General features: G+C 43.0%; 19 protein-coding genes and 1 tRNA gene. 11 read left to right on the top strand and 9 right to left on the bottom strand.

All coding sequences use genetic code 11. The features are described 5' to 3' along the window. Positions 1 to 9 precede the first annotated feature (9 nt). From gyrA to H6G14_RS05085, 3 genes are read left to right on the top strand one after another with little or no spacing between them, the layout of a single operon-like run. Positions 10 to 2,619, top strand: coding sequence for a DNA topoisomerase (ATP-hydrolyzing) subunit A (gene gyrA / locus H6G14_RS05095; RefSeq protein ID WP_190566033.1), 2,610 nt, complete (start codon positions 10 to 12; stop codon positions 2,617 to 2,619). Next, entirely contained in the window at positions 2,600 to 4,186 is a 1,587-nt protein-coding gene (lnt, locus tag H6G14_RS05090) for an apolipoprotein N-acyltransferase (protein WP_190566072.1), read from the top strand. The genes gyrA and lnt overlap by 20 nt, the downstream gene beginning before the upstream one ends. A gap of 26 nt (positions 4,187 to 4,212) precedes the next feature. Next, on the top strand, positions 4,213 to 4,548 hold the full coding sequence (locus H6G14_RS05085; RefSeq protein ID WP_190566032.1) for a DUF4870 domain-containing protein: 336 nt from the start codon (positions 4,213 to 4,215) through the stop codon (positions 4,546 to 4,548). Between the two features lie 39 nt (positions 4,549 to 4,587). Here H6G14_RS05085 and H6G14_RS05080 read toward each other — a convergent pair whose 3' ends face one another. The 3 genes from H6G14_RS05080 to H6G14_RS05070 form a co-directional block, all read right to left on the bottom strand. After that, the gene (locus H6G14_RS05080) at positions 4,588 to 4,977 is read right to left on the bottom strand and encodes an alr0857 family protein (protein ID WP_190566031.1); all 390 of its coding nucleotides are present in this window, start codon (positions 4,975 to 4,977) and stop codon (positions 4,588 to 4,590) included. Positions 4,978 to 4,993: 16 nt separating this feature from the next. Next, a complete protein-coding gene (locus H6G14_RS05075; protein ID WP_190566030.1) occupies positions 4,994 to 5,539 on the bottom strand; it encodes an HNH endonuclease in 546 nt (181 codons plus the stop codon). Positions 5,540 to 5,619: 80 nt separating this feature from the next. Continuing rightward, entirely contained in the window at positions 5,620 to 5,871 is a 252-nt protein-coding gene (locus H6G14_RS05070; protein WP_190566029.1) for a hypothetical protein, read from the bottom strand. A gap of 69 nt (positions 5,872 to 5,940) precedes the next feature. Here H6G14_RS05070 and H6G14_RS05065 point away from each other — a divergent pair, with 69 nt between their 5' ends. From H6G14_RS05065 to H6G14_RS05055, 3 genes are all read left to right on the top strand, one after another. Beyond that, a complete protein-coding gene (locus tag H6G14_RS05065) occupies positions 5,941 to 6,276 on the top strand; it encodes a ribbon-helix-helix domain-containing protein (RefSeq protein ID WP_011321131.1) in 336 nt (111 codons plus the stop codon). A gap of 669 nt (positions 6,277 to 6,945) precedes the next feature. After that, a complete protein-coding gene (locus H6G14_RS05060; RefSeq protein ID WP_190566028.1) occupies positions 6,946 to 8,970 on the top strand; it encodes a GAF domain-containing sensor histidine kinase in 2,025 nt (674 codons plus the stop codon). Then, on the top strand, positions 8,939 to 9,547 hold the full coding sequence (locus H6G14_RS05055; RefSeq protein WP_190566027.1) for an SRPBCC family protein: 609 nt from the start codon (positions 8,939 to 8,941) through the stop codon (positions 9,545 to 9,547). Before H6G14_RS05060 ends, H6G14_RS05055 begins: the two co-directional genes overlap by 32 nt. Positions 9,548 to 9,640: 93 nt before the next feature. On the opposite strand, the gene H6G14_RS05050 is transcribed toward H6G14_RS05055, so the two are convergent. Both H6G14_RS05050 and H6G14_RS05045 read right to left on the bottom strand, forming a co-directional pair. Further along, positions 9,641 to 9,713: transfer RNA gene (locus H6G14_RS05050), tRNA-Glu, on the bottom strand. Between the two features lie 186 nt (positions 9,714 to 9,899). Continuing rightward, the gene (locus tag H6G14_RS05045) at positions 9,900 to 10,745 is read right to left on the bottom strand and encodes an alpha/beta hydrolase (protein ID WP_190566026.1); all 846 of its coding nucleotides are present in this window, start codon (positions 10,743 to 10,745) and stop codon (positions 9,900 to 9,902) included. A gap of 119 nt (positions 10,746 to 10,864) precedes the next feature. On the opposite strand from H6G14_RS05045, the gene H6G14_RS05040 reads away from it, so the two are divergent. Next, positions 10,865 to 11,809: a 1-acyl-sn-glycerol-3-phosphate acyltransferase gene (locus H6G14_RS05040; RefSeq protein ID WP_190566025.1), complete on the top strand. Its 945-nt coding sequence runs from the start codon at positions 10,865 to 10,867 to the stop codon at positions 11,807 to 11,809. A 136-nt stretch (positions 11,810 to 11,945) separates the two neighbouring features. Here the strand turns inward: H6G14_RS05040 and H6G14_RS05035 are convergent, their stop codons facing one another. Beyond that, complete coding sequence (locus H6G14_RS05035) at positions 11,946 to 13,484, bottom strand: hypothetical protein (protein ID WP_190566024.1); 1,539 nt, start codon at positions 13,482 to 13,484, stop codon at positions 11,946 to 11,948. A gap of 267 nt (positions 13,485 to 13,751) precedes the next feature. Between H6G14_RS05035 and H6G14_RS05030 the strand changes: the two genes are divergently transcribed. Next, the gene (locus H6G14_RS05030) at positions 13,752 to 16,895 is read left to right on the top strand and encodes an alpha-mannosidase (RefSeq protein ID WP_190566023.1); all 3,144 of its coding nucleotides are present in this window, start codon (positions 13,752 to 13,754) and stop codon (positions 16,893 to 16,895) included. Positions 16,896 to 16,982: 87 nt separating this feature from the next. On the opposite strand, the gene psbN is transcribed toward H6G14_RS05030, so the two are convergent. After that, positions 16,983 to 17,114, bottom strand: a complete 132-nt coding sequence (gene psbN / locus H6G14_RS05025; RefSeq protein WP_010995021.1) for a photosystem II reaction center protein PsbN — start codon at positions 17,112 to 17,114, stop codon at positions 16,983 to 16,985. Between the two features lie 85 nt (positions 17,115 to 17,199). On the opposite strand from psbN, the gene psbH reads away from it, so the two are divergent. From psbH to pth, 3 genes are all read left to right on the top strand, one after another. Continuing rightward, complete coding sequence (gene psbH, locus H6G14_RS05020) at positions 17,200 to 17,388, top strand: photosystem II reaction center phosphoprotein PsbH (RefSeq protein WP_010995020.1); 189 nt, start codon at positions 17,200 to 17,202, stop codon at positions 17,386 to 17,388. Between the two features lie 469 nt (positions 17,389 to 17,857). Next, positions 17,858 to 18,130, top strand: a complete 273-nt coding sequence (locus H6G14_RS05015) for a TatA/E family twin arginine-targeting protein translocase (RefSeq protein ID WP_190566022.1) — start codon at positions 17,858 to 17,860, stop codon at positions 18,128 to 18,130. A 36-nt stretch (positions 18,131 to 18,166) separates the two neighbouring features. Then, positions 18,167 to 18,808 carry an aminoacyl-tRNA hydrolase gene (gene pth / locus H6G14_RS05010; protein WP_190566021.1) on the top strand — a complete coding sequence of 214 codons (642 nt, stop codon included), beginning with the start codon at positions 18,167 to 18,169 and terminating at the stop codon, positions 18,806 to 18,808. 243 nt (positions 18,809 to 19,051) lie between these two features. Here the strand turns inward: pth and rpsU are convergent, their stop codons facing one another. Both rpsU and uvrB read right to left on the bottom strand, forming a co-directional pair. Next, positions 19,052 to 19,228, bottom strand: coding sequence for a 30S ribosomal protein S21 (rpsU, locus tag H6G14_RS05005; protein ID WP_011321122.1), 177 nt, complete (start codon positions 19,226 to 19,228; stop codon positions 19,052 to 19,054). A 607-nt stretch (positions 19,229 to 19,835) separates the two neighbouring features. Beyond that, complete coding sequence (uvrB, locus tag H6G14_RS05000; protein WP_190566020.1) at positions 19,836 to 21,833, bottom strand: excinuclease ABC subunit UvrB; 1,998 nt, start codon at positions 21,831 to 21,833, stop codon at positions 19,836 to 19,838. Positions 21,834 to 22,139: the final 306 nt, after the last annotated feature.

The raw sequence follows: 22,139 nt of genomic DNA, 5'->3' as shown, positions 1-22,139 counted from the left end.
ATTTAAGTTATGACAACCTCACAGGAGAGGATTATCCCAACGGATCTGCGGAACGAAATGTCCCGGTCTTATCTGGAATACGCCATGAGTGTGATAGTGGGTAGGGCGCTACCAGATGCCAGGGATGGTCTAAAACCTGTGCATCGTCGCATCCTCTACGCCATGCACGAATTGGGTTTAACCCATGATCGCCCATTTAAAAAATGCGCCCGTGTGGTCGGGGAAGTGTTGGGTAAATATCACCCCCACGGCGACACAGCAGTATATGATGCCTTGGTGCGGATGGCGCAGGACTTTTCCATGCGATCGCCCCTAGTCAACGGACATGGTAACTTCGGTTCTGTAGATAACGATCCCCCGGCGGCAATGCGTTATACAGAATGTCGCTTACAAGCCTTGACCAGTTCCGCCCTCCTGCAAGACATCGAATCAGAAACAGTAGATTTTGCTGATAACTTCGATGGTTCCCAACAAGAACCCACAGTTTTGCCATCTCGCATTCCCCAGTTACTACTAAATGGTTCTTCGGGGATTGCTGTGGGGATGGCGACCAATATTCCGCCCCACAACTTAGGAGAATTAATTGATGGGGTGGTAGCAGTGATTCACAACCCAGAAATCACTGACCTGCAATTAATGCAGTACATCCACGGGCCAGACTTCCCCACAGGAGCGCAAATTCTGGGGATGGGAGCGATTAAAGAAGCCTACACCACAGGACGCGGTTCCATCACCATGCGTGGTGTTGCCAATATCGAAACCATTGAACACCGGGGAAGACCAGACAGAGAAGCAATCATCATTACTGAGTTGCCATATCAAACCAACAAAGCCGCACTCATTGAAAAAATAGCGGAGTTGGTGAACGAAAAGCGGATTGAAGGCATTGCAGATATCCGAGATGAAAGCGATCGCGATGGGATGCGAATTGTTATCGAACTCAAGCGCGATGCCTATCCCCGCGTAGTCCTCAATAACCTCTATAAGCAAACGCCTCTACAAGCCAACTTTGGGGCTAATATGCTGGCCTTGGTGAATGGCGAACCCCAAATTCTCACCCTCAAACAATTCTTAAACGTCTTCCTCGATTTCCGTATCGAATCCATTACCAGACGCACCCGCTACGAACTGCGGAAAGCGGAAGAACGGGATCATCTTTTACAAGGGTTATTAATTGCCCTATCCCATCTAGATGCAATTATTAACTTGATTCGCAGCGCTTCTGATACACCCACAGCTAAAGGGGAGTTAATCACCACCTATATGCTTTCGGAAGTGCAAGCCGACGCAATCTTACAGATGCAATTGCGCCGTTTGACAGCCTTAGAAGCCGACAAAATCCGCCTAGAACACGAAGATTTACAAACTCAAATTGCCGACTTACAAGATATTTTGGCACGGCGGGAACGGATACTGGAAATCATCGAAACCGAAATCACCCAAATCAAAACCAGCTTTGCCACACCCAGACGTACCGTAATTACCCACGCCGAAGGTGAAATAGATGAGCGTGACCTCATCGCCAACGAAAAAGCAATTATCCTCCTGACACAACAAGGTTACATCAAACGGATGCCAGTCAACACCTTTGAAGCCCAAAGCCGTGCTACCAGAGGTAAAGCCGCAGCCAAAGTCAAAGACGATGATACCATTGAGCATTTCTTGACTTGTTGTGACCATGACAGCGTGCTATTTTTTAGCGATCGCGGTGTCGTCTACTGTCTCAAAGCCTATCAAATCCCCGTGGGTTCCCGCACCAGTAGGGGTACACCCATCGTCCAATTATTACCCATTCCCAAAGAAGAAAAAATCACCTCCATTGTCCCTGTGGATGAGTTTACCAGTGAAGAATATCTGGTCATGCTCACCAAAGGCGGCAACATCAAGAAAACCGAATTGGCTGCATTTAGTAATATCCGTGCCAATGGGTTGATTGCCATTTCCTTAGAAGAAGGCGACCAACTGCGATGGGTACGCCGCGCCAGAGTCGAGGATAGTATAATTATCGGTTCTCGTTTAGGTATGGCAATTCACTTCAGATGTACCCATGAACAACTCCGTCCTTTAGGTAGGGCAACCCGTGGAGTGAAATCCATGAAACTGAAAAAAGACGATGAACTGGTAGGGATGGATATTCTACCGGCAGCAATTCTCGATACATTAAATACAGAAGAACCCGGCATTGACGATGTCGAAACAGAAGATATCGAAACCGCCGTAGAAACCATAGAAACCTCAGAAACAGTAGAAAACTTAGACATATCTAGTAATGCTAGTGTCGGCCCTTGGGTCTTAGTCATCACAATGGGAGGCTATGGCAAGCGTGTACCAGTCAGTCAATTCCGCCTACAAAATCGTGCTGGACAAGGTTTGATGGCGACTAAATTCAAAAATCGCAAAACCAAAGACAAATTAGCCACCCTTGGTATCGTCAACAGCGATAACGAAATCATGATGGTGACAAATCGCGGGATCATTATACGCCAAGCTGTCAACGCAATTTCCATTCAATCGCGATCGGCAACAGGCGTTAGAGTCCAACGCCTAGATGAAGATGACGCAATTACTGGAGTAGCAATAGTTCCCCCCGACACTGGTGATGAGGAAGAAGCTGAGTAAACAGCAGGGAGAGAAACTAATTTCCTTTCTCCCTCCCCTAATGACCCTAACTAGTGGCATATTCATGGGGCTAACCGTAGCCCCTTTCGCTGTATGGTTTCTAGCTTGGATTGCCCTAGCACCTCTATGGATATTCATAGTTTCTAGTCAAAGAAAAAATCACGCCCCTTCATCTCTTCTCCTCCTGGGACTGACTTGGGGTATCGGCTATCACGGTGTAGCCCTCTTTTGGATTACCGGCATTCATCCTATGGATTGGTTGGGTGTTCCCTGGTGGCCGAGTTTGGCAATCACCATATTTTGCTGGTCATTCATTAGCCTCTATGGTGGTTTATTTGGCGCTATTTGGGCAGTTTGTTTAACTCGTATTGCTGAACAAAAATCCTGGCTGCGTCTCCTTATAGGCACAGCTATGTGGTGTGTTTTAGAAAGCCTTTGGAGTGCCGGGCCTTTGTGGTGGAGTTCCCTAGCTTATACCCAATCACCCCATAACTTGGTAATTCTGCACTTGGGGCAAATCTCCGGGCCGAATCTCGTCACAGCAGCAATTGTCAGCGTTAACGGTCTAATTGCTGAGGCGTGGCTAAGTCGCAAACAGGGATTGTTAGGTAGATATTTAGCAATAGCCACCGGATTATTAATCACCCTACATCTAATTGGTTTCTTTTTATATACTGCTCCTATTGCCCAATCACCAGACGCAGCATTAAAAGTAGGAATTGTTCAGGGGAATATCCCCAATAAAATTAAGCTGCTTCCCCAAGGATTGCGCCGTGCTATTACAGGCTACACAGATGGATACTTAACTTTAGTCAATCAAGGTGTAGAAGCAGTTCTCACTCCAGAAGGCGCATTACCATTTTTCCAACGAAATCTGCTGACAACACCCCTAGTTGCAGCCGTGCGAGAAAAAGGTGTAGTTGCTTGGATCGGTGCTTTTGGCGATCGCGGACGCAGTTATACTAATAGTCTATTTACCGTTAATAGCCAGGGCGAAATCACCAGTCGCTACGATAAATCCAAGTTAGTGCCATTAGGTGAATATATTCCCTTTGAGGGCTTTATTGGTGGTCTAGTACAACGTTTATCACCCTTGGATGAACACCAAGTTCATGGTTCACCCAAGCAAATTTTTGATACTCCATTCGGTCGGGCGATCGTCGGTATTTGTTATGAATCAGCCTTCCCTGAAGTATTTCGTAGTCAAGCGGCGGCGGGTGGACAATTTATCCTCAGTTCTTCCAACGATGCCCATTACAGTGCGGCTATGCCATTCCAGCACCATGCACAAGATATCATGAGGGCGATTGAAACCGATAGATGGTCAGTACGGGCGACCAATACAGGATATTCAGCTTTTGTTGATCCCCACGGTAGAACCTTATGGATATCTGGATACAACACCTACGAAACTCATGCAGAAACTATCTATCGTCGTCAGACACAAACTTTATACGTGCATTGGGGTGATTGGTTCACACCTTTATTAGTGGGGTTAAGCTTTCTAGGCTGGAGTCTCAATATCTTCTGGCGGAATGATGCCAACACGAAGTCTAAACCAATATGATGAAGACAATTTAGAGGGGTTATGCTATGGAAAGCTTCGAGCAACGCAAATTGTTATCTGCTCTGAGTCACGGAGCAATATTTTTTAGTTCTACGATAGTCTCTATTGGCATACCCATTGCAATTTTATTGCTCAATGAAGACCCTGTGGTGAAAGAAAATGCCAAGGAATCTCTGAATTTCCACATTAACCTTTACATATACGGCATTATATTTGGATTACTAATTTTTATCGGCATTGGCATTCTATTACTTATAGGCTTATGGGCAGTCAGTATCATCATGCCCATCATTGCCATTATTAAGGTTGTCAATACGCCAAATGTACCGTATCGCTATCCATTTATGTTTCGCTTAGTGTAATGGGTTCTGAGTTATCTGATAACTCAGAACTAACCTTGTCTATTCACTCATGACAGAAGCACAGGCTTGAGCTGCTTGCCAGAGTTTATGTATAAAAAATTCCGTGCGATCGCTCATGTGAGTCACAAACACGCCATCAGCATCCTCAGAACCATCTGATAACCAAGAACCCCGCAAAGTTACTTCCAGATACTCGGTATCACAAGTCACCAAGTCAATGATTTCACTGTCAGCCCGTATGGCTTCTGCTTTTAGCGCTTCAATTCCCGGTAAATCTACAGGTAACAAAAAGGAAGCGGTGCTGGGTTGGACGCACAAGTTTTGACCTAGCCGTAGTGTAAAAATTACTCGTTGCGCTACCCACTCCTCCAAAGACAATGTGAAACATTCCAAATAAAAACTGTTCTCAGTGTACGTTAATTTCAGCATTCCTTCTGCTCTCCTGTTATTCCAGGTTTGCTTGCACATCTATCCAAAACTGTGTGGCGCTATCACGCCAAGCGTCGCTGACTGCAAAAGCTACTGCCGGGTGGACTGGTGGTTTTGGCTTAGTACGCAACTGCATACCAACTTCCGCCGGAGTTCTGTCTCCCTTACGCGAGTTACATCTTTCACAAGCCGTAACCACGTTATCCCAAGTGTGAGAACCACCTCTAGACCGGGGAATCACATGATCTAAGGTAAGACGTTTCCTGCTACCGCAATATTGACAACTGTGATGATCTCGCCGCAAAATTTCTCGCCGATTTACAGGCGGAACTTTCCATGTCCTCTCAATAGAGGCGATTTTTAAGCGGATATGTTTTGGTACATCAATTATCAAACTGGGTGAATGGACTCGCCATCCATTTTCTGTATGACCAACTAATGGTTCAGCTTTGTTTGTTAGTAACAGCGCGATCGCCCGTTTGATATTGACCCGACACAGTGGCAAGTAATTTTGCGAAAATACCACCACAGATTGCTCTAACACTGGTATTGTGATAGCCACAGCTTCACTCCTTAATAAAAAACCCCCGCTTCTGGTTTGGGTGAAGCGGGGGTGAGAAATAGACCGTCAGATTTTTGGTCTTATTGTGGTACAGCATATCTCTGTCTGTACCTCCCGCTTCTGCTATCTAGTTGTGGTTTGCTATTCAGCCCATCAATGCTGACATTAATAATAAAGTCATAATTTCCCTTTGTGATTTGCGCGCCATCACGGCTACCATCGCCCATAAATGAATACTCCACTCCCACAACGCCCAATTCCCGACTAAACGGGGATTTGGTCGCAGTTAAGGAAGTGGAAATGGGGTAAATGGATTTCACAGAAAATTTCACCTATTGAACATTTCTTTAAACATACTACACTTGTATTACTATCCTGTCCATACTTTAAGGAGAAAAATCATGCACACAATCGCTCGCACCCCAACCACCGATATGGAAGTTACCAGCATCCGTTTAGAGCGAGAACTGAAAGAGAAACTCAAAGAAATAGCTGGAAATCAAGGATATCAAGCACTTATCCGCGATATCCTCTGGAACTATGTGCAGCAAAAATCGGGCGAGTGGAAACCGCGATTTTCACGAGCCGATATTCGCGCCAGTATAGCCGCCACAGCTCAACAAGAAGAACGTTGTGTACTCACAGGTCAGCTTATCCAACCCCAACAGCCCATGTTATTAGGATTAACCAGAAACGGCGATATGGTTCCACTCAGTGTCGAGAGTTTAGCCGGCTAGTTTTACATTTGTCCGAATACAGCCTAGTTGCCCTGATGAGTAACTAGGCTGTATTCGCTATTAGCTTATAAATTAGTATGCTTTACTTACTACTCAGCACTAATCTTGACATACTCACACTATTAATGTAATAAGTAAAAAACCATAGGATATTATAGAGGGAAATCAAAAAACCATAAATTTTTCTCATATCGTACTTGATTTAGTTCTCAACGGTTTTTCTATAACCTGAATATTAGAGCGTTCCCTAGTTTTTCAGAGCCATCAAAAACAAAACGACCCATCTTCATTTGTGATTTGAGTCACAACAGTACTAATGCGGTTAATCACAATGAAGTTATGGCTGCCAATCTAGAGAAATTACGGTTTATGTATAGTTATAAACAAGGTATCCTGAGTCCAAGTTACTATTTGGACTGGCAAAGCGAAACTAAATAGTAGCTTGATCAGGCATTTAGTCATCTTGATCGGCTAGCACAAGACTGTATAAATTAGTTTAATTTACTGATAACTTGATCATCTGCGATAGAAAGGGGCTATAACAGATGAGAGAAATTTTTCATCAAACATTTCCCATCCATCAGGTGCAGCAACACAACTCAAGGTGAATAATATGCCAAACAGTTTGGTGCATAAACAATGGGGTAAAAATCTCAGAGCATATTAGGAATGAAAAAGCGTTTATTATTGCCGCCACAGTACCCCGATGGAGCAGAGCGACTACAACCCTACCCAGTCAAACTGATGCAACATCAGGAAGAAACAGCCCAGGAGTTGGCACACAAGATTAATCACATCGTTGCCAGTCGTCCAGCAACAGCCGCAATGCTGCAAGAGATAGCCCACTTGGTGGGGACTGTCACAAATGTAGATTGTTGTTGCTTGGTGACAGTTACCAATGAGGAATTCACGGAAACAACAACAGCTAACTGGTGTTCTGATGAATTTTTAGGAGTACCCTTGTCTAATGAGATGTTCTCCACAGAACGTTTCTTGATGGAATTACCAGTTTTGCAATGTGCGGTAGAACCACGCAATATTGATGAGATTTCCATCATCCGTAATAGTTTGGTGGTGGGATGTCAACATTTGCCATTACCAATCAAAGCCGTGTTGGCAATTTCTACCCGCTTTGGTGGCAAAACTAATGGTGTGATTAGTCTGATTAAGTTCCAATCTCATGATTGGGATGAGTCAGCCAAAAAAATCTTGAAGACGATAGAAGCATCTTGTGCGATCGCTTTTTCTCAAGTAACACAAGCACAGTTGATTTCCTCTCAGCAACAACACTTACAAAAGAGTAATCAACATCAGAGCTTAATTAAACAACTAACTATATTAAGTCGTAGCAACTTGGAGTTAAATCAAATGCTCCAACTGGCCATAGCATCTACTGCCGAGTGTTTACAAGCGGATCGGGGTTTGCTGATCCTACTGAAATATACAGATCCACTATTTAGAACTCCCATTAAAAAACAAATTCCTCAAGCTAAAGCTGATGTTGTTGGTGAATGGCGCAAAGAAAATGCCAATCAAGCTGATTCTATTTCTGGATCTTTCTCTTTAGCTGATTGCGGTTTATGTCAACGGGTGTTCCAAGATGCGGGTAAACCAGTCATCATTAATGATTACTCAGAATTACAGGATAACTCTGCTGTTGCTCCTTTATTTGCCATTACAGAACTGCCAGCCGTTCTGTTAATGCCTTTAGAGAACCAAGGCAAAATATTAGGATTTTTAGTCTTACAGCAGAGTGTAGCCCGTAACTGGCAACAGTCTGAGCTAAATTTGGTGGAAATGGTTTGCGCTCAAGTTAGCAATGCCGTTATTCAATCAAAAACACTGCGGCAAGTCCAGACTTTAGTCGATGAACGCACGGCGAAGCTGCAAAGTAGCTTGGAACTGCAAGCAAAACTGCATGAGAGAACACGGCAATATGTGGAGCAGTTGCGGGAACTGAACCAGCTCAAAGACGAATTTATGAGCAATATCAGCGATCGCCTGCGCTACCCGTTGACGAATATGATGATGTCAATCAAAAATCTCCGTCTTCCAGGAATCCCCGCAGAGCGTCAGATAAAATACTTAGAAATTCTAGAGAACGAATGCGCTAAGGAAATCAACTTAATTAATGATTTGTTGACTCTCCAGAAATTAGAGTCTGAGCAAGAACCACCACGGGTGGAGAATATCAATTTAAACGCCAAAATTCAAGATTTAAGCGATTCTTTAGCCAATAAGCTGGCAGGTAAGGGATTAAGTATAGATTTAGACATACCGGATGAACCGTTAAAACTCCAAACCGAATTGGAAAGTTTTGACCGCATCCTGCATGAGCTACTAAATAACGCCTATACATACTCGGAGCGTGACACTATCGTTCACCTGCACGCCAGTCATCAAGTTGATCAGCTTGTCGATCAAGTTATGATTAAAGTGACTAACACAGGACGTGGCATCTCCGAACAAGAGGCTACCTATATATTCGATAGGTTTCGTCGTGGTAGAGGAGGTCGCTGGACTCCAGGGACTGGCTTGGGACTCGCTTTAGTCAAGTCCTTAGTACAGCACTTGAACGGGGCGATCGCAGTTGAGAGTAACCCTATTCCCGGTTCTCAACTCAGCGAGATTTGTTTTACCCTAACTTTGCCCCAGTTTTCTGATGAAAGCACACCATATTCTGAAAGTGACTAAACAATACAACCCTACAGAAGACTTGGAATTTAACCCCGATTTAGATGGCGAATTAGTTGCAGGTGCAGACAACCTACCATCTGTAGAAATCCAAGTTGAGAAAATCGCCGACCGACAACGGCAAATTACGGCTAGAGTCCAAATTCCCCAACCAGTGGAACAAGTTTGGCAGGTACTCACAAATTATGAAGCCTTAGCTGACTTTATTCCCAACCTCGCTAAAAGTTCTCTGCTTGAACATCCCAATGGTGGCATTAGACTGGAACAAATCGGCTCTCAGCGCTTACTCAATTTCAAATTTTGCGCCCGTGTGGTTCTAGATTTGGAAGAATACTTCCCCAAGGAAATAAATTTCCAAATGGTTGAGGGAGATTTTAAAGGCTTTTCAGGTAATTGGTGTTTACAGCCTTATGCTCTTGGTAATGTAATTGGTACTGATCTGTGTTACACAATCCAAGTTTGGCCTAAGTTGACTATGCCAATCACTATTATTGAGCGTCGTCTGAGTCAGGATCTTAGGTCTAATCTGTTGGCAATTTACCAAAGAGTTGAGTCTTTAGCTATCCAGAGTCTCTAGTTAAAAATTTAAACCCCTTCAGGAGTAATCTTGAAGGGATTTAACTTAATCTATAAGTCTTTAAACTTAGAAAGTTTAGATTTAATTTTTTAGTACCCCCAGGGGAATTCGAATCCCCGTTACCTCCGTGAAAGGGAGGTGTCCTAGGCCTCTAGACGATGGGGGCATCAATCTCAGACCTTTTATAAATTAACTGATTTTTCAGGCGATGTCAATAGGTCGGGAAAAAATTTTGGGATTGGGAACAGAAGAGGGGAATTCTCACTAAAAAACTATCCAATCGCTTTGGTGTGCAGGGGAAGCGAGGGAAGCAGGGGAAGAATTTATTTTGAATTTTGAATTTTGAATTGATTCATGGCAAATGATGTTCTAGCCAATGTTCTAGGTCAGCTAGGACTTGTTGGTAGTTGAGGTCTGCTTGTAGGTCATGATAGGCTTGCGGGTACTCGATACGTAACTTATCTGAACAACCTACGTGTTTGTAAAAAATTTCTCCGCCTTCGGGGGAGGCGATGCGATCGCTGCTACCGTGAAGAATCAGCAGGGGGATTTGCCAGTCAGGTGCATGAGCATGAATCCAGGCGACGGTGGCAAAGTATTCTGTAGCTAAACGGGCGCTACCAAGGTTATGACGTAGGGTGTCTTGAGCATAAGCAGCTACAACTTTCTCGTCTCGTGAACCTGCACTGAGGTCAAGTCCAGTGGTTAAGGAGAAGCGCGGCCATATTTGCGAAAGCAATTTACCTACAAGTAAGCGGAATTTCGACACGCCGACTTTGCCGATGGCTGGCGCTAAGGCGATCGCACCTTGTAATTTTGCGGCTTCTTGGGGACAGCGTAAAATATAGTCGCAGACAACTACTGCACCTAAACTATGCCCTAGTAAGAAAATTGGGGATTGTGGCTGTTGGGTCTGAATTAGCTCTAGAAAAGCGCCCAAATCACCGCGAAAATCAGCCCAGGCGTTGATGTGACCACGCTGTCCAGGCGAGCGCCCATGACCGCGTAAATCTAAGCCATAAACGGCATATTCTTTGGCTGTTAGATGGTTGACGATATTGCTATATTTATCACTGTGTCCTCCGAGTCCATGCACAATCACCAAGATGGCTTTTGCTGTGCCTTGTGGATACCAATTCTGATAAAAAAGCTCAAGTCCATCGACACTTTTAAATACGCCTTCGTTGTGGTAGACCATGAATCAATTCAAAATTCAAAATTCAAAATTCAAAATTCAAAATTAAGAAATACAATTTAAATAATTATTAGCTGATCAAACGTTTTTTTCACAAATCTGCTCAGTCAGGCTTAAATGAAGTGAAATCCAACGACCAGCCAGAAATTAGTACGCGAACAGAAGTCTTACCATCCTTAACGACTGCAACTATTAAGCGGGTACAAGAAGGGGTGGCGGCGGCAGGCGATCGCTCCGTGCGTGAGATAATTGCTAAAACTCTGGCTGGTTTGGAAGCTAGGCATCAAGGGCTGATGGAACCTAGAGTTGATGCGGGGATACGTCGTTTTGTATTGCGATCGCTCATTCATGGTATCTTTCGGGTACACGTCGAAAACTCGGAAAAAATTCCCCAAACATCGGCTATTATCGCAGCTAATCATCTGCACCATCTCGACCCTCTGCTGCTGTTGGCGGAAATACCCGCCCAACCCCATTACTATATTGTGGGCGATGCTCGTACCCTCTACAACAAATGGTGGAAGCGTTTTATTTTGGGTTTTGCTGGAGGGGTGATTCCCTTAGCCCGGATATGGAAAGAAGAAATCGCTGTCATTCAAGCAGCTAAAGCAGGAAGACAAGACCTCACAGAATTAGCCCAAACCATTGAAGAAACTGTACCCACCGGGGGAGATATACCTACACTGCGACAGATAGACCGCATTGTTTTAGGAATTTTAGCCCAAGGGGACGGGATGATTCTTTTTCCCGAAGGACGGCTGGGAAATGTGGAGGGTCAGTTACATCTCCCCCTAAAACGAGGGACTGTGATTTATGCTTTACGAGCTGGCGTACCCATAGTACCAATAGCTTTAATCGGCACTCACGACCTATATTGGCGCAAAGAATTAACTGTTCGGATTGGTGAACCTTTGTATTTTGACCAAACTAACAGACCAAACCGCCAAGAAGTAGATGTAGCGTTACATAAGTTGCAAGAAGCAATGCAGGATTTATTACCCACAGATTATCAGGAACCAACAGGCTCAAAACTACTGCGACATTTTCTTAACCATATGCTGTGGTGAAAGTGTATATCTTGTGCCTGTGAACCTAATTAAGTTTGTGGGGCTTATTAATCAGTCATTGGTAATAGCTAATAGTAAAAGCTAACGACCCACTACCCATTACCAAAAAATAGTAACTTCACTAGGTAATTAAGTTTCATTTACCCCGCAATAAACCTTGCAAAAAGTAAAAAATATTTGTCAATATTTTTTCTATCCAGAGAATAGCACGGTCTAACCATTCCAGAATATATTCCAATAGGTGCTTTTCATAGCCTAGTACGGTCGCTGTCGTTTCTATCCAATCTGGTTGGGCTTCTGCTTGGTTTGCGTCGGAATAAGGTTGCTGTTGTGAGAGATAAGCTGGGATTTGTTTTGTTGAGGCAACTTTTCTATATGTGTGTTTTTTCTTTTGTAGTAAACTAGAGGCTGATTTTTGTTGTGGTGTAGGCTGTTTTTTCTGACCAGAGAAACCAGCCGATTTATGAGGAGGAAGACTGGATTTGGTTGTTGATGATTGCATAATCTTTGCTGTAAGATTTTCAGCATCATCATACAAATCAGTCCAATCTAGCCAAGGGTCGTTTGTGAAATACTCATGTGGTGACTGATAACTATCAGGTAATTTTTGCTCAAAAAAACTAGACTCTAATACTTTATATTTAGGTACACCAAAGAAGTAATTAACGGCTGCTTCAATTAAAGCTGAAATATTTTGTTTTTGGGTAACTATATTCTCAGGACTAGCTACTATTTCTTTTCTAGAGTTTAGCTGTTCTTTGCCATAAAGAAAGATGTTGACTTGAGTTTGGGCAACTCGCATTATTTCTAGACTGCGTTGCTGTGTCGGGACTATGGCAGTTTGTTCTAATTTAGCGATCGCTGCATCTAGTAGAGCTACCATTTTACCTGTGTTCAGGACTCTTTTGGTAATTCCCTCAGCAATTACAGGCGTTTTGCTCATATTTTCGCCTGTCAACTTTGCTAATAACCGATTAATTTCTGGTAGTAAATGGGCTTGCTGTTGCGCTTCAGTTAATTGCCAAGAATGCCAATATTCAGCTACTTCGCTGAGAATTCTGTCTGTTAATTTGGCTTGTTGTTGCGGTGTCAAAATATCGAGAATCTGGTTCTCAGCACTGACTAGTACCAACTGACGATTGACTACATCTGATGCTACTCCTCTAACCATCGGTAGATGGCGTTGGAGTGGGTTTTCTAGAGGGGAAGGGTTAACGGTTGCTAACGTTGCGTCTGAAATAGTTAGGGATTGAGAATAATTTTGTTTTGTTGGGCGATGGGTAAGAAATTTGGCTTGCAACGACTGCAAAATCTTGGCAAATTTGGATGTGGTGGAAGCCGTAATATCGGTTTCTTCTGGTGATAAATATTGGACAGACTCTAATACACGCTGAATAGGTCTATCGGTCGCTAGGGGAGTTGGGGAAAATAAGTCAGTATCATGAGGCTGTAACCTTTTCAGCAGTTCTGGTTCTTTGGTGTCTAACTTTTTCACCGATGAATCAGATGACTGCAAAAACATCAACACAGGATAAAGTAATGCTGACACACCCCACTTAGTCGCAACTTGTAAATTCCGTAAGGTACTTCCCCAATTTTCCGTCAACCGCCGAGATTGCTGGTTGACAAAGTTAAATAATCTGCTTTGATAACGACCAGAAGAACCAGATGACATGGTAGTAACTAATTAGTGTGAGCCTTGTTAATTTTTGAGACTCCCGCCCAACAATATAAATGTATTCAAAATTTAGAATACAGGATTCAGCATAGACATAATAACCGCCAGAGATGGAAAAGCCAAAAATTCTCAGCTTTACTTTTCTCGTCAAGGATAAAGTAGGAAAATCTAGCCTGCCAACAGTTTTACACAACTTTATTCCCAATTCTGACTTCTGACTACTATCTAAATAATTCTTGTAAGTGCTTTGATTTTAGCGAATATATGACCCCGACAGTATCTCAATCTCAGACAAATTTAATCTCAGACGCAATTGAGCAATTACGCAGTTGTTGTCAAGTTAATGTTCAATCTACTTGGTTATACCAGGACTCGACCAGAGAAATTACTGACGTTGCTACATCTAGTGTATCCAATTGGCAACCTGTAGAGTTAGACACTAAGGGTAACATTGCTTGGAGTGGTGGACAGCAAGTACTGTGGCTAGAACAGAAATTCGTAGTTCCCCAGAGTTTACATGATTATCCTTTAGCGGGGTTGTCTTTGCGGCTGTCCCTACTTTGGTGGGCGGACTCTGCCAAAATATACGTGAACGGGGAATTAGTACTGGAGGGAGATTTATTTGATTGTTCCCCTAGAGTTTTACTTAGTCGGGAAGTATCACCAGGACAAGAATTTGTAGTGGCTTTGCGGCTAGCGAGTCCTGGTCATTGTGATGGTGCTTTAGTGCGATCGCTCCTTGTCTACGAGTCTACAGATTATAATCATCCTGACCCAGGTTTTATTGCCGATGAGTTAGCAATATTACAACTTTATTTAGAAAAGTTCGCCCCAGAAAAGTTAAATATCCTCACAGCAGCAATCCCAGAAATTAATCCCTCCAACCCAGAATCTCTAATTACCCTCCGCCAAAACCTGATAAATCATCTTTCTATCAGCGACCCAAAATTTCAAATCTATTTATTAGGTCACGCCCACTTAGATTTAGCATGGCTATGGCCAGTTAGTGAAACTTGGAATGCAGCCCAAAACACTTTTGCATCAGTCCTCAAACTACAACAAGATTTTCCAGAGTTAATCTTTTGTCATTCCACCCCAGCCCTGTATGCTTGGATTGAAGAACATCGCCCAGATTTATTTACAGCAATTCAACAAGCTGTAGCTGCCAAAAAATGGGAAGTTATCGGCGGTTTTTGGGTAGAACCTGACCTCAATTTAATCGCTGGGGAATCTATAGTCCGTCAGTTACTATACGGTCAACGCTATTTCCAAGAAAAATTCGGCAAACTCACGACCGTAGTTTGGGTTCCCGACACCTTTGGTTTTTGTGCAACCCTACCGCAATTTTTGGCGAATGGGGGTATTGAGTATTTCGTCACCCAAAAACTACGATGGAACGACACTACTAAATTTGATTATGGCGCTTTTTGGTGGCGATCGCCTGACGGTAGTCAAGTATTAAGTGTCATGTCTGCACCCATAGGCGAAGGCATTGACCCCATCAAAATGGCAGCCTATTCTCTAGAGTGGCAAACCCAAACTAGTTTAACTCAATCTTTATGGCTTCCTGGTGTCGGCGACCACGGCGGCGGCCCCACCCGTGATATGTTAGAAACCGCCCAACGCTGGCAAACCTCACCTTTTTTCCCAGACTTAGAATTTATCACCGCCGAAAAGTATCTCCAGCAAATTCAGTCAACAGCCAACACTAAACAGCCAACAGTCCCCACCTGGAACGACGAACTATACTTAGAATTCCATCGTGGCTGCTACACTACCCACGCAGACCAAAAACGCTGGAATCGGCATTCAGAAAATTTACTATACCAAGCAGAACTATTTGCTACCTTGGCAACTTTTATCTGTGGTGTGACATACCCCAAGGACGAAATCGAAACAGCTTGGAAGCAAGTATTATTTAACCAATTCCACGATATTTTACCTGGTTCTTCCATTACCCAAGTATATATAGATGCCTTGCCCGAATGGCAGCAAGTCGAACAAACAGGAAGCAAAATATTAGAGGAATCATTACAGGCGATCGCATCTCACTTTACCCCAACAGAGCCACCAAAAGCCGATAGTTTACCCATTTTCGTTTTCAATTCTCTCAACTGGCAGCGCTCTGAGGTAGTATCAGTCACCCTACCCCCACCACCACCTAACCAACAATGGCAAGTCTACGATACTACTGGCGAACAAATAATTTCCCAGTTAATTGAACCATCAACCATACTATTCCACGCCAAGGATATTCCCTCTGTAGGCTATCGCCTCTTTTGGCTTTCCCCTACATCACCCACATCACCCACATCACCCACATCCCTAGACTATGTTCTCGAAAATGAACACCTGCGCGTTATCGTAGATCCTGATACTGGAGATTTATCAAGCATCTATGACAAAACTCATCAACGAGAAATATTGTCTGGTGCAGGTAATCAACTACAGGCTTTTAAAGACAGTGGTCAATATTGGGATGCTTGGAACATCGACCCCAATTATAGTCAGCATCCCCTACCAGCAACCAACCTCAAATCTATCCAGTGGCTAGAACAAGGCGCTGTACAGAATCGCCTCCGCGTAGTGCGTCAATTAGGTGAGTCGGAATTTTGTCAAGACTATATCTTGCAAGTCGGTTCACCCCAATTAAAAATCGCTTCCAGAGTCAATTGGCAAGAAAAGCACGTTTTAGTAAAAGCCGCTTTTCCTCTCAACCTTACAGCCGACTTTGCCACTTACGAAATTCCCTGCGGTGCAATTCGTCGCCCAACTCAACCCCAAAACCCACAGGATAAAGCAAAATGGGAAGTCCCAGCTTTACGTTGGGCTGATTTAACGGCAGACACAGATGAGGGTATTTACGGTGTGAGTTTACTGAATGATTGTAAATATGGTTACGATAGTCAACCCCAGCTATTAAGGCTAACCTTACTTCGTAGCCCTACTTGGCCTGACCCAGAAGCCGACACAGGCATACACGAATTTACTTATACTGTGTATCCTCACGCTGATAGCTGGGAATCAGCCCACACAGTACAAAAGGGATATGAATTAAACATCCCCCTGCAAGTAATATTCAACCCAGTTCCCAACTCCCAACCCTTAACTTCCCACTACCCACCCAACATGAGAGACAGAGTAAGTTTTGTAAACTTAACAGCAGAAAATCTAGTCTTAATGGCTATAAAACCATCGGAAGACGACCAGCAACAATTAATTCTGCGCTTTTATGAATCTCATGGTGTGACTACAGAGTTATATTTGCAGAGCGATTTAAACTTAACCTTGGGTACTCCAGTAGATTTACTGGAACGCCCCACTAGCCAATTCTCATCTGGGCAACAAATCTCCACAATTGAACCTTGGAAAATTGGCACTTTTAAAATTTTAGAAGTCAAAGGCTAGAACTTGGGTACGAGGAAGGAAACGAGAGATTTGAGGAGGGAGCATAAGGATTCCCTCATTCTTCACTCCCAATTTCCCACCCCCTGTCTAGTCTTCATGATCTTCAAAAGGATCTGACAATTCTCTGCTAGGAGGGCCAAAAGCGGTATAAATCCCATACCCAGTCACAGCGACGAGAGCAGCGCCAACAGAAATGATAAGAACTATTGCGGGTTCCATAAGTGAGTTATAGATGATGAATGTTATTCTTATAGAATATTACAGAAGATTAAAAAAAGCTTTGGCAACTAATCTTAGGTGAACTATGGCACAACGCACTAGGTTGGGAGATATCCTGCGACCTTTAAATTCTGAGTATGGTAAAGTGGCTCCAGGCTGGGGAACTACCCCTGTAATGGGTGTTTTTATGGCCCTGTTTCTTGTGTTTCTGCTAATTATTCTGCAACTCTACAACAAATCAATCTTGATTCAAGATGTCAGAGTTGGCTGGTAGCTATCAACACACAATAATCAAGCTAACTAATTAGTTAGCCCACACCCGGCCTTTCCGGGTTTTTTTGTGGGTTTAGGGGTTTAGGGGTTTAGGGGTGTAAAAAATTGATTTTGAATTTTGAATTTTGTAGCTTTAGCTTCCCGTAGGGTATTTTGAATTTTTGAGTTCTATTTGTAGTTGGTATACGGAAAACGTTACTCTTGAATAAGAATAATGATAACTTTTTGAATATAGTCTCTATGACTTACGCATGAAAACGAAAAATCGAGGGTTTGGACAAAGGTATAAGGGTATAAATGTTTAAAACCCCTATACCCCTACACCCTTACACCCAGTCTCAACAGACAACTTAGTTGCGTCAGTCCTAGTCTATAAAAAAGGGTGGTCAGGAGTAGGCTGAGAAATTCTACCTAGTTCCCAGTACCCAATCACCAGTCCCCAAGCCCAAACACTTAACAGGAGAACCCGCGTGAATATATTTGGTATTGGTTTACCGGAAATGGGTCTAATTATGGTAGTAGCGCTACTCATCTTTGGCCCAAAAAAATTGCCAGAAATTGGTCGGAGTTTGGGAAAAGCAATTCGCGGTTTTCAAGAGGCCTCTAATGAGTTTCAGAGCGAGTTCAAGCGCGAAGCTGAACAATTGGAACAGGCTGTAAAGACGACTGCTGAACTTGAACCCAAGCAAATCGAATCGGTGAAATCTGAGCAGGATAGTGCTGGTTCTTCCCCTGTTACCTAAGGAAGTGCAGCAAGCGGTTGATTGTAAACAAGATAGATGACAGAACCTGTAACGCAAACCGCTTTGGTGATTCCCCATCTCATTGTTGGCTTGGGGAACCCAGAGCCTAAATATGACCAAACTCGCCACAATATTGGCTTTGCGGCTGTGGATGCTCTTGCTCGTGCTTGGAATATTTCCTTGGCTGAAAATCGCAAATTCCAGGGTCAATACGGTGAAGGTACTGCCCCTGGAGGTATAAAAATTCGCCTATTGAAGCCACTAACATATATGAATCGCTCAGGACAGGCGATACAAGCGGTAACAAGCTGGTATAAATTGTCAGGTGAATCTGTGTTAGTGATTTATGATGATCTAGACTTGCCCTTGGGCAAGACTCGCCTGCGCTTGTCTGGGTCGGCTGGGGGGCATAATGGCATGAAGAGTGCGATCGCTCATCTTAGCACGCAAAATTTTCCCCGTTTACGCATTGGTATAGGTAAACCGAAAAATGCCGTGAATGGCGATAACTCAGAAACAGTTTCTCATGTGTTAGGAAAATTTTCCGCCACCGAAACTCAACTTATGTCCTTTGTCTTGCAGTTCGTAGTTGAATGTGTAGAATCGAGTCTCAAACAAGGCGTAGAAAAGGCGATGAATCGCTGCAATAGTTATACTGTCGAGGCTCCTAAATCTTAAAGCGATCGCCAGTTTTTAGGTGTTGAACATTGGTTGGTGGTTAACGACGATGGCTTGTCCAATCCAACCAAAGTCACACCTTATATAAGACTTATTTATCAGTCAGATGAGCTACTCATACCCCGCGCTGGGGTTCGGCACATCTTACTTTATGATTGTCACAATAGTGGCAACTTACTGTTATTAGTTCTTAGTCCATTTCTTCAAGCAACACCGCCTATCCAAACCAAAAAATAGGTTTATTTAAAAACGGCGCTTGCGTCTTGCTGCCACTGCTTTGCGTTTGCGTCTTTCTAACGGTGTTTCAAAATGCCGATGATACTTAACATCAGCTAATATACCAGCCTTAGAAACTTGACGTTTGAACCGACGTAGCGCTGAATCTATACCTTCGTTTTCTCCTAAAACCACTTGGGTCATGGGTTTCCCTCATTGATCAATAGTCTCCATTGTAATAGTAGCCTCAAACTAAGCCAAACTTATTGAGACGAAAAACAGAATAGTAATTTATTTAATTGAGTCTGGTTATGGGGTGTTGTTCAGCATAGGATAAGCTACTGTTTAAACCTCATCAATTTGATGATTGTGTTTCGGTTTCCCAGTTAAGAATCAGATAACAATACAATTGTCAAAGTTCCTTGACACCATTGCTTGTATAAAATTTAATCGCATTACTCATAATGCTGGGTATAGTCTCATATTACCTATCGACCTTATACCAATTCTCTATGAAGTTGCACCAAATAAATGATGTAGAGACGTTGCATACAACGTCTCTACAGTCCAAAATAAAACACATCTATGGCTACGCCAGGCAAGCTACATGAAGAGAAGAAACGGTATTACAAGTGAATCCTGATATTTTTGACTACTCTGATACCCTATTTTCAGTTACAGGACAGTCTGTACGATAAGTACAGACTTCAAGGGGCGACAAATGAGCTAAAGTGATTGCTGTATAAGCTTCATAGCCATCAAAGCAGGTTGGGTTAAGAGCAGCACAACCCAACCATTCTTGAATTACAAATTATCTGCCTACTAATTTATCTCGCAATTGCTTGATGCGATCGCGCAATTTTGCCGCTTCTTCAAATTCCAGTTTTTTTGATGCTTCTTTCATCTGTGCTTCTAACTTGTCAATTAAATTGGGAATCTCTTCTAACGGCAATTCATCGATATGTTCTTCGACAACTTTTAAGTCTGTTGCATTTAACCGTCGAGACACTTCCAAGAAAGACAAAATTGCATTACTCGATTTTTTGACAATCGGTTGTGGTGTAATTCCATGCAGCTTATTATATGCCATTTGAATCCCGCGCCGTCTGTCTGTTTCTTCAATAGCTTTAATCATGCTGTCGGTTAAATTATCAGCATATAAAATAGCTTGTCCTCTGATGTGTCTTGCTGCTCTGCCAATGGTTTGAATTAAAGAACGTTCCGCGCGTAAGAAACCTTCTTTATCAGCATCCATAATCGCTACTAGGGAAACTTCTGGTAAATCTAAACCTTCCCGTAGTAGGTTCACACCCACCAACACATCAAAGCTACCTTGGCGTAAATCCTGCAAGATTTCAATACGCTGAATAGAATTAATTTCTGAATGTAAATACCGCACTTTTACGCCGTGTTCTTGCAGATATTCTGTTAAATCTTCCGCCATGCGCTTAGTTAAAGTGGTAATCAATACCCTTTCATGAAGGTCGATTCTATCTTTTATTTCTCCTAACAAATCATCAATTTGTCCTTCTGTGGGACGCACGGAAATTTCTGGATCAATTACCCCAGTTGGACGGATTACTTGCTCAACTATGCGATTTTCAGAAATCTCTAATTCCCAATTTCCTGGGGTAGCAGAAACAAAAATACATTGGTTAACTTTTTGCCAAAATTCCTCTGCTTTTAAAGGACGATTATCAGCAGCACTAGGAAGCCTAAAGCCATGTTCAATTAATACTTTCTTCCTGGCTTGGTCGCCGTTATACATTCCGCGAATTTGCGGGACTGTAACGTGAGATTCATCAATTACTAACAGCCAATCTTTAGGAAAATAATCAATTAAACTTTCTGGTGGTTCCCCTGCTTGTCTTCCTGCTAAATGGCGGGAATAGTTTTCTACGCCGTTGCAATAACCTACTTCCCGCAGCATTTCTAAATCGTAGCGGGTGCGTTGGTCGATGCGTTGCGCTTCTACCAATTTGCCAGCTTCTTCTAATTCTCCTTTGCGCTGTTTTAATTCGTAGGCGATATCTTCACAAGCTACCTCTAAACGTTCCTCTGGTGTAACAAAGTGACGTGCAGGATAGATATTTACTGCTTGTAAACTGTTGATAATTTCCCCTGTCACGGGGTCAATGTAGCGAATTGCGTCAATTTCATCGCCGAAAAATTCTACCCGAATAATCCTGTCTTCGTAAGCAGGGCCGATTTCTAAGACATCACCCCGGACACGGAAACGTCCCCTTCCCATTTCCACATCGTTACGGCTGTATTGTACAGATGCTAAATCCCGCAAAATCTCACGCTGATTTACTTCCATGCCAATTTGCAGAGGAATAGCAGCTTTGAGATATTCGGCGGGGATACCCAAACCGTAAATACAGCTAATAGAAGCGACAACAATCACATCACGACGCTCGAATAGCGATCGCGTAGCTGAATGTCGTAACATATCAATCTCATCATTAATCGAAGCCGTTTTTTCAATATAGGTATCGGTAACGGGAATATAGGCTTCTGGTTGATAGTAGTCGTAATAACTGACGAAATATTCAACGGCGTTATTGGGAAAGAACTCGCGCAATTCATTACATAGTTGCGCCGCCAAGGTTTTATTATGCGCCAGAACTAGCGTTGGTCTCCCAATTTTCTCAATCACTGCGGCGATGGAAAATGTTTTACCTGTTCCCGTAGCACCTAATAAGGTTTGGTAACGGTTGCCACCTTCGATGCTAGCAACTAACTGGGCGATCGCGCTTGGTTGATCGCCTGTCGGACTAAAGGGAGCTTGCAGAGCAAATTCTGTCATACATCTGTACTAAAGATACCCTATCTCATGTTAGCGACAAATTAATTAGGCTAGTGCTAAGTACTGAGTTCCTACTCGACAGCTAACAGTCAACAGCCCATAGTAATTGTTCTTCCCTCTGCTCCCCTACCTTTTCAATTAGCAATTTTCTTTTACAAATTTTCAGAATTTAAGTTTACTTATATGTCACTTTTGAAGATACTTATATATATGCAAGGTTCTTTAAGGGTAAACTCACTTATATAGGAAATAATTTGATTTTTCCTTAAGTATTGTAAAGTTAAGTTAATAACCCAGAGGTGTTTA

Source organism: Nostoc parmelioides FACHB-3921, from assembly GCF_014696625.1.
GTDB classification, from domain to species: Bacteria; Cyanobacteriota; Cyanobacteriia; order Cyanobacteriales; family Nostocaceae; genus Trichormus; species Trichormus parmelioides.
The sequence above is the reverse complement of the archived record's forward strand: the minus strand, read 5'-3'. Positions and strand labels throughout refer to the sequence as shown.

What these genes read in the sequence shown, in the direction of transcription:
- psbN (WP_010995021.1), bottom strand. Translation starts at nt 17,114, where the DNA reads ATGGAACCCGCAATAGTTCTTATCATTTCTGTTGGCGCTGCTCTCGTC.
- rpsU (WP_011321122.1), bottom strand. Translation starts at nt 19,228, where the DNA reads ATGACCCAAGTGGTTTTAGGAGAAAACGAAGGTATAGATTCAGCGCTA.
- H6G14_RS05035 (WP_190566024.1), bottom strand. Translation starts at nt 13,484, where the DNA reads ATGTCATCTGGTTCTTCTGGTCGTTATCAAAGCAGATTATTTAACTTT.
- H6G14_RS05030 (WP_190566023.1), top strand. Translation starts at nt 13,752, where the DNA reads ATGACCCCGACAGTATCTCAATCTCAGACAAATTTAATCTCAGACGCA.
- H6G14_RS05085 (WP_190566032.1), top strand. Translation starts at nt 4,213, where the DNA reads ATGGAAAGCTTCGAGCAACGCAAATTGTTATCTGCTCTGAGTCACGGA.
- H6G14_RS05055 (WP_190566027.1), top strand. Translation starts at nt 8,939, where the DNA reads ATGAAAGCACACCATATTCTGAAAGTGACTAAACAATACAACCCTACA.
- gyrA (WP_190566033.1), top strand. Translation starts at nt 10, where the DNA reads ATGACAACCTCACAGGAGAGGATTATCCCAACGGATCTGCGGAACGAA.
- lnt (WP_190566072.1), top strand. Translation starts at nt 2,600, where the DNA reads ATGAGGAAGAAGCTGAGTAAACAGCAGGGAGAGAAACTAATTTCCTTT.
- H6G14_RS05045 (WP_190566026.1), bottom strand. Translation starts at nt 10,745, where the DNA reads ATGGTCTACCACAACGAAGGCGTATTTAAAAGTGTCGATGGACTTGAG.
- H6G14_RS05080 (WP_190566031.1), bottom strand. Translation starts at nt 4,977, where the DNA reads ATGCTGAAATTAACGTACACTGAGAACAGTTTTTATTTGGAATGTTTC.
- H6G14_RS05060 (WP_190566028.1), top strand. Translation starts at nt 6,946, where the DNA reads ATGAAAAAGCGTTTATTATTGCCGCCACAGTACCCCGATGGAGCAGAG.
- H6G14_RS05065 (WP_011321131.1), top strand. Translation starts at nt 5,941, where the DNA reads ATGCACACAATCGCTCGCACCCCAACCACCGATATGGAAGTTACCAGC.
- pth (WP_190566021.1), top strand. Translation starts at nt 18,167, where the DNA reads ATGACAGAACCTGTAACGCAAACCGCTTTGGTGATTCCCCATCTCATT.
- psbH (WP_010995020.1), top strand. Translation starts at nt 17,200, where the DNA reads ATGGCACAACGCACTAGGTTGGGAGATATCCTGCGACCTTTAAATTCT.
- uvrB (WP_190566020.1), bottom strand. Translation starts at nt 21,833, where the DNA reads ATGACAGAATTTGCTCTGCAAGCTCCCTTTAGTCCGACAGGCGATCAA.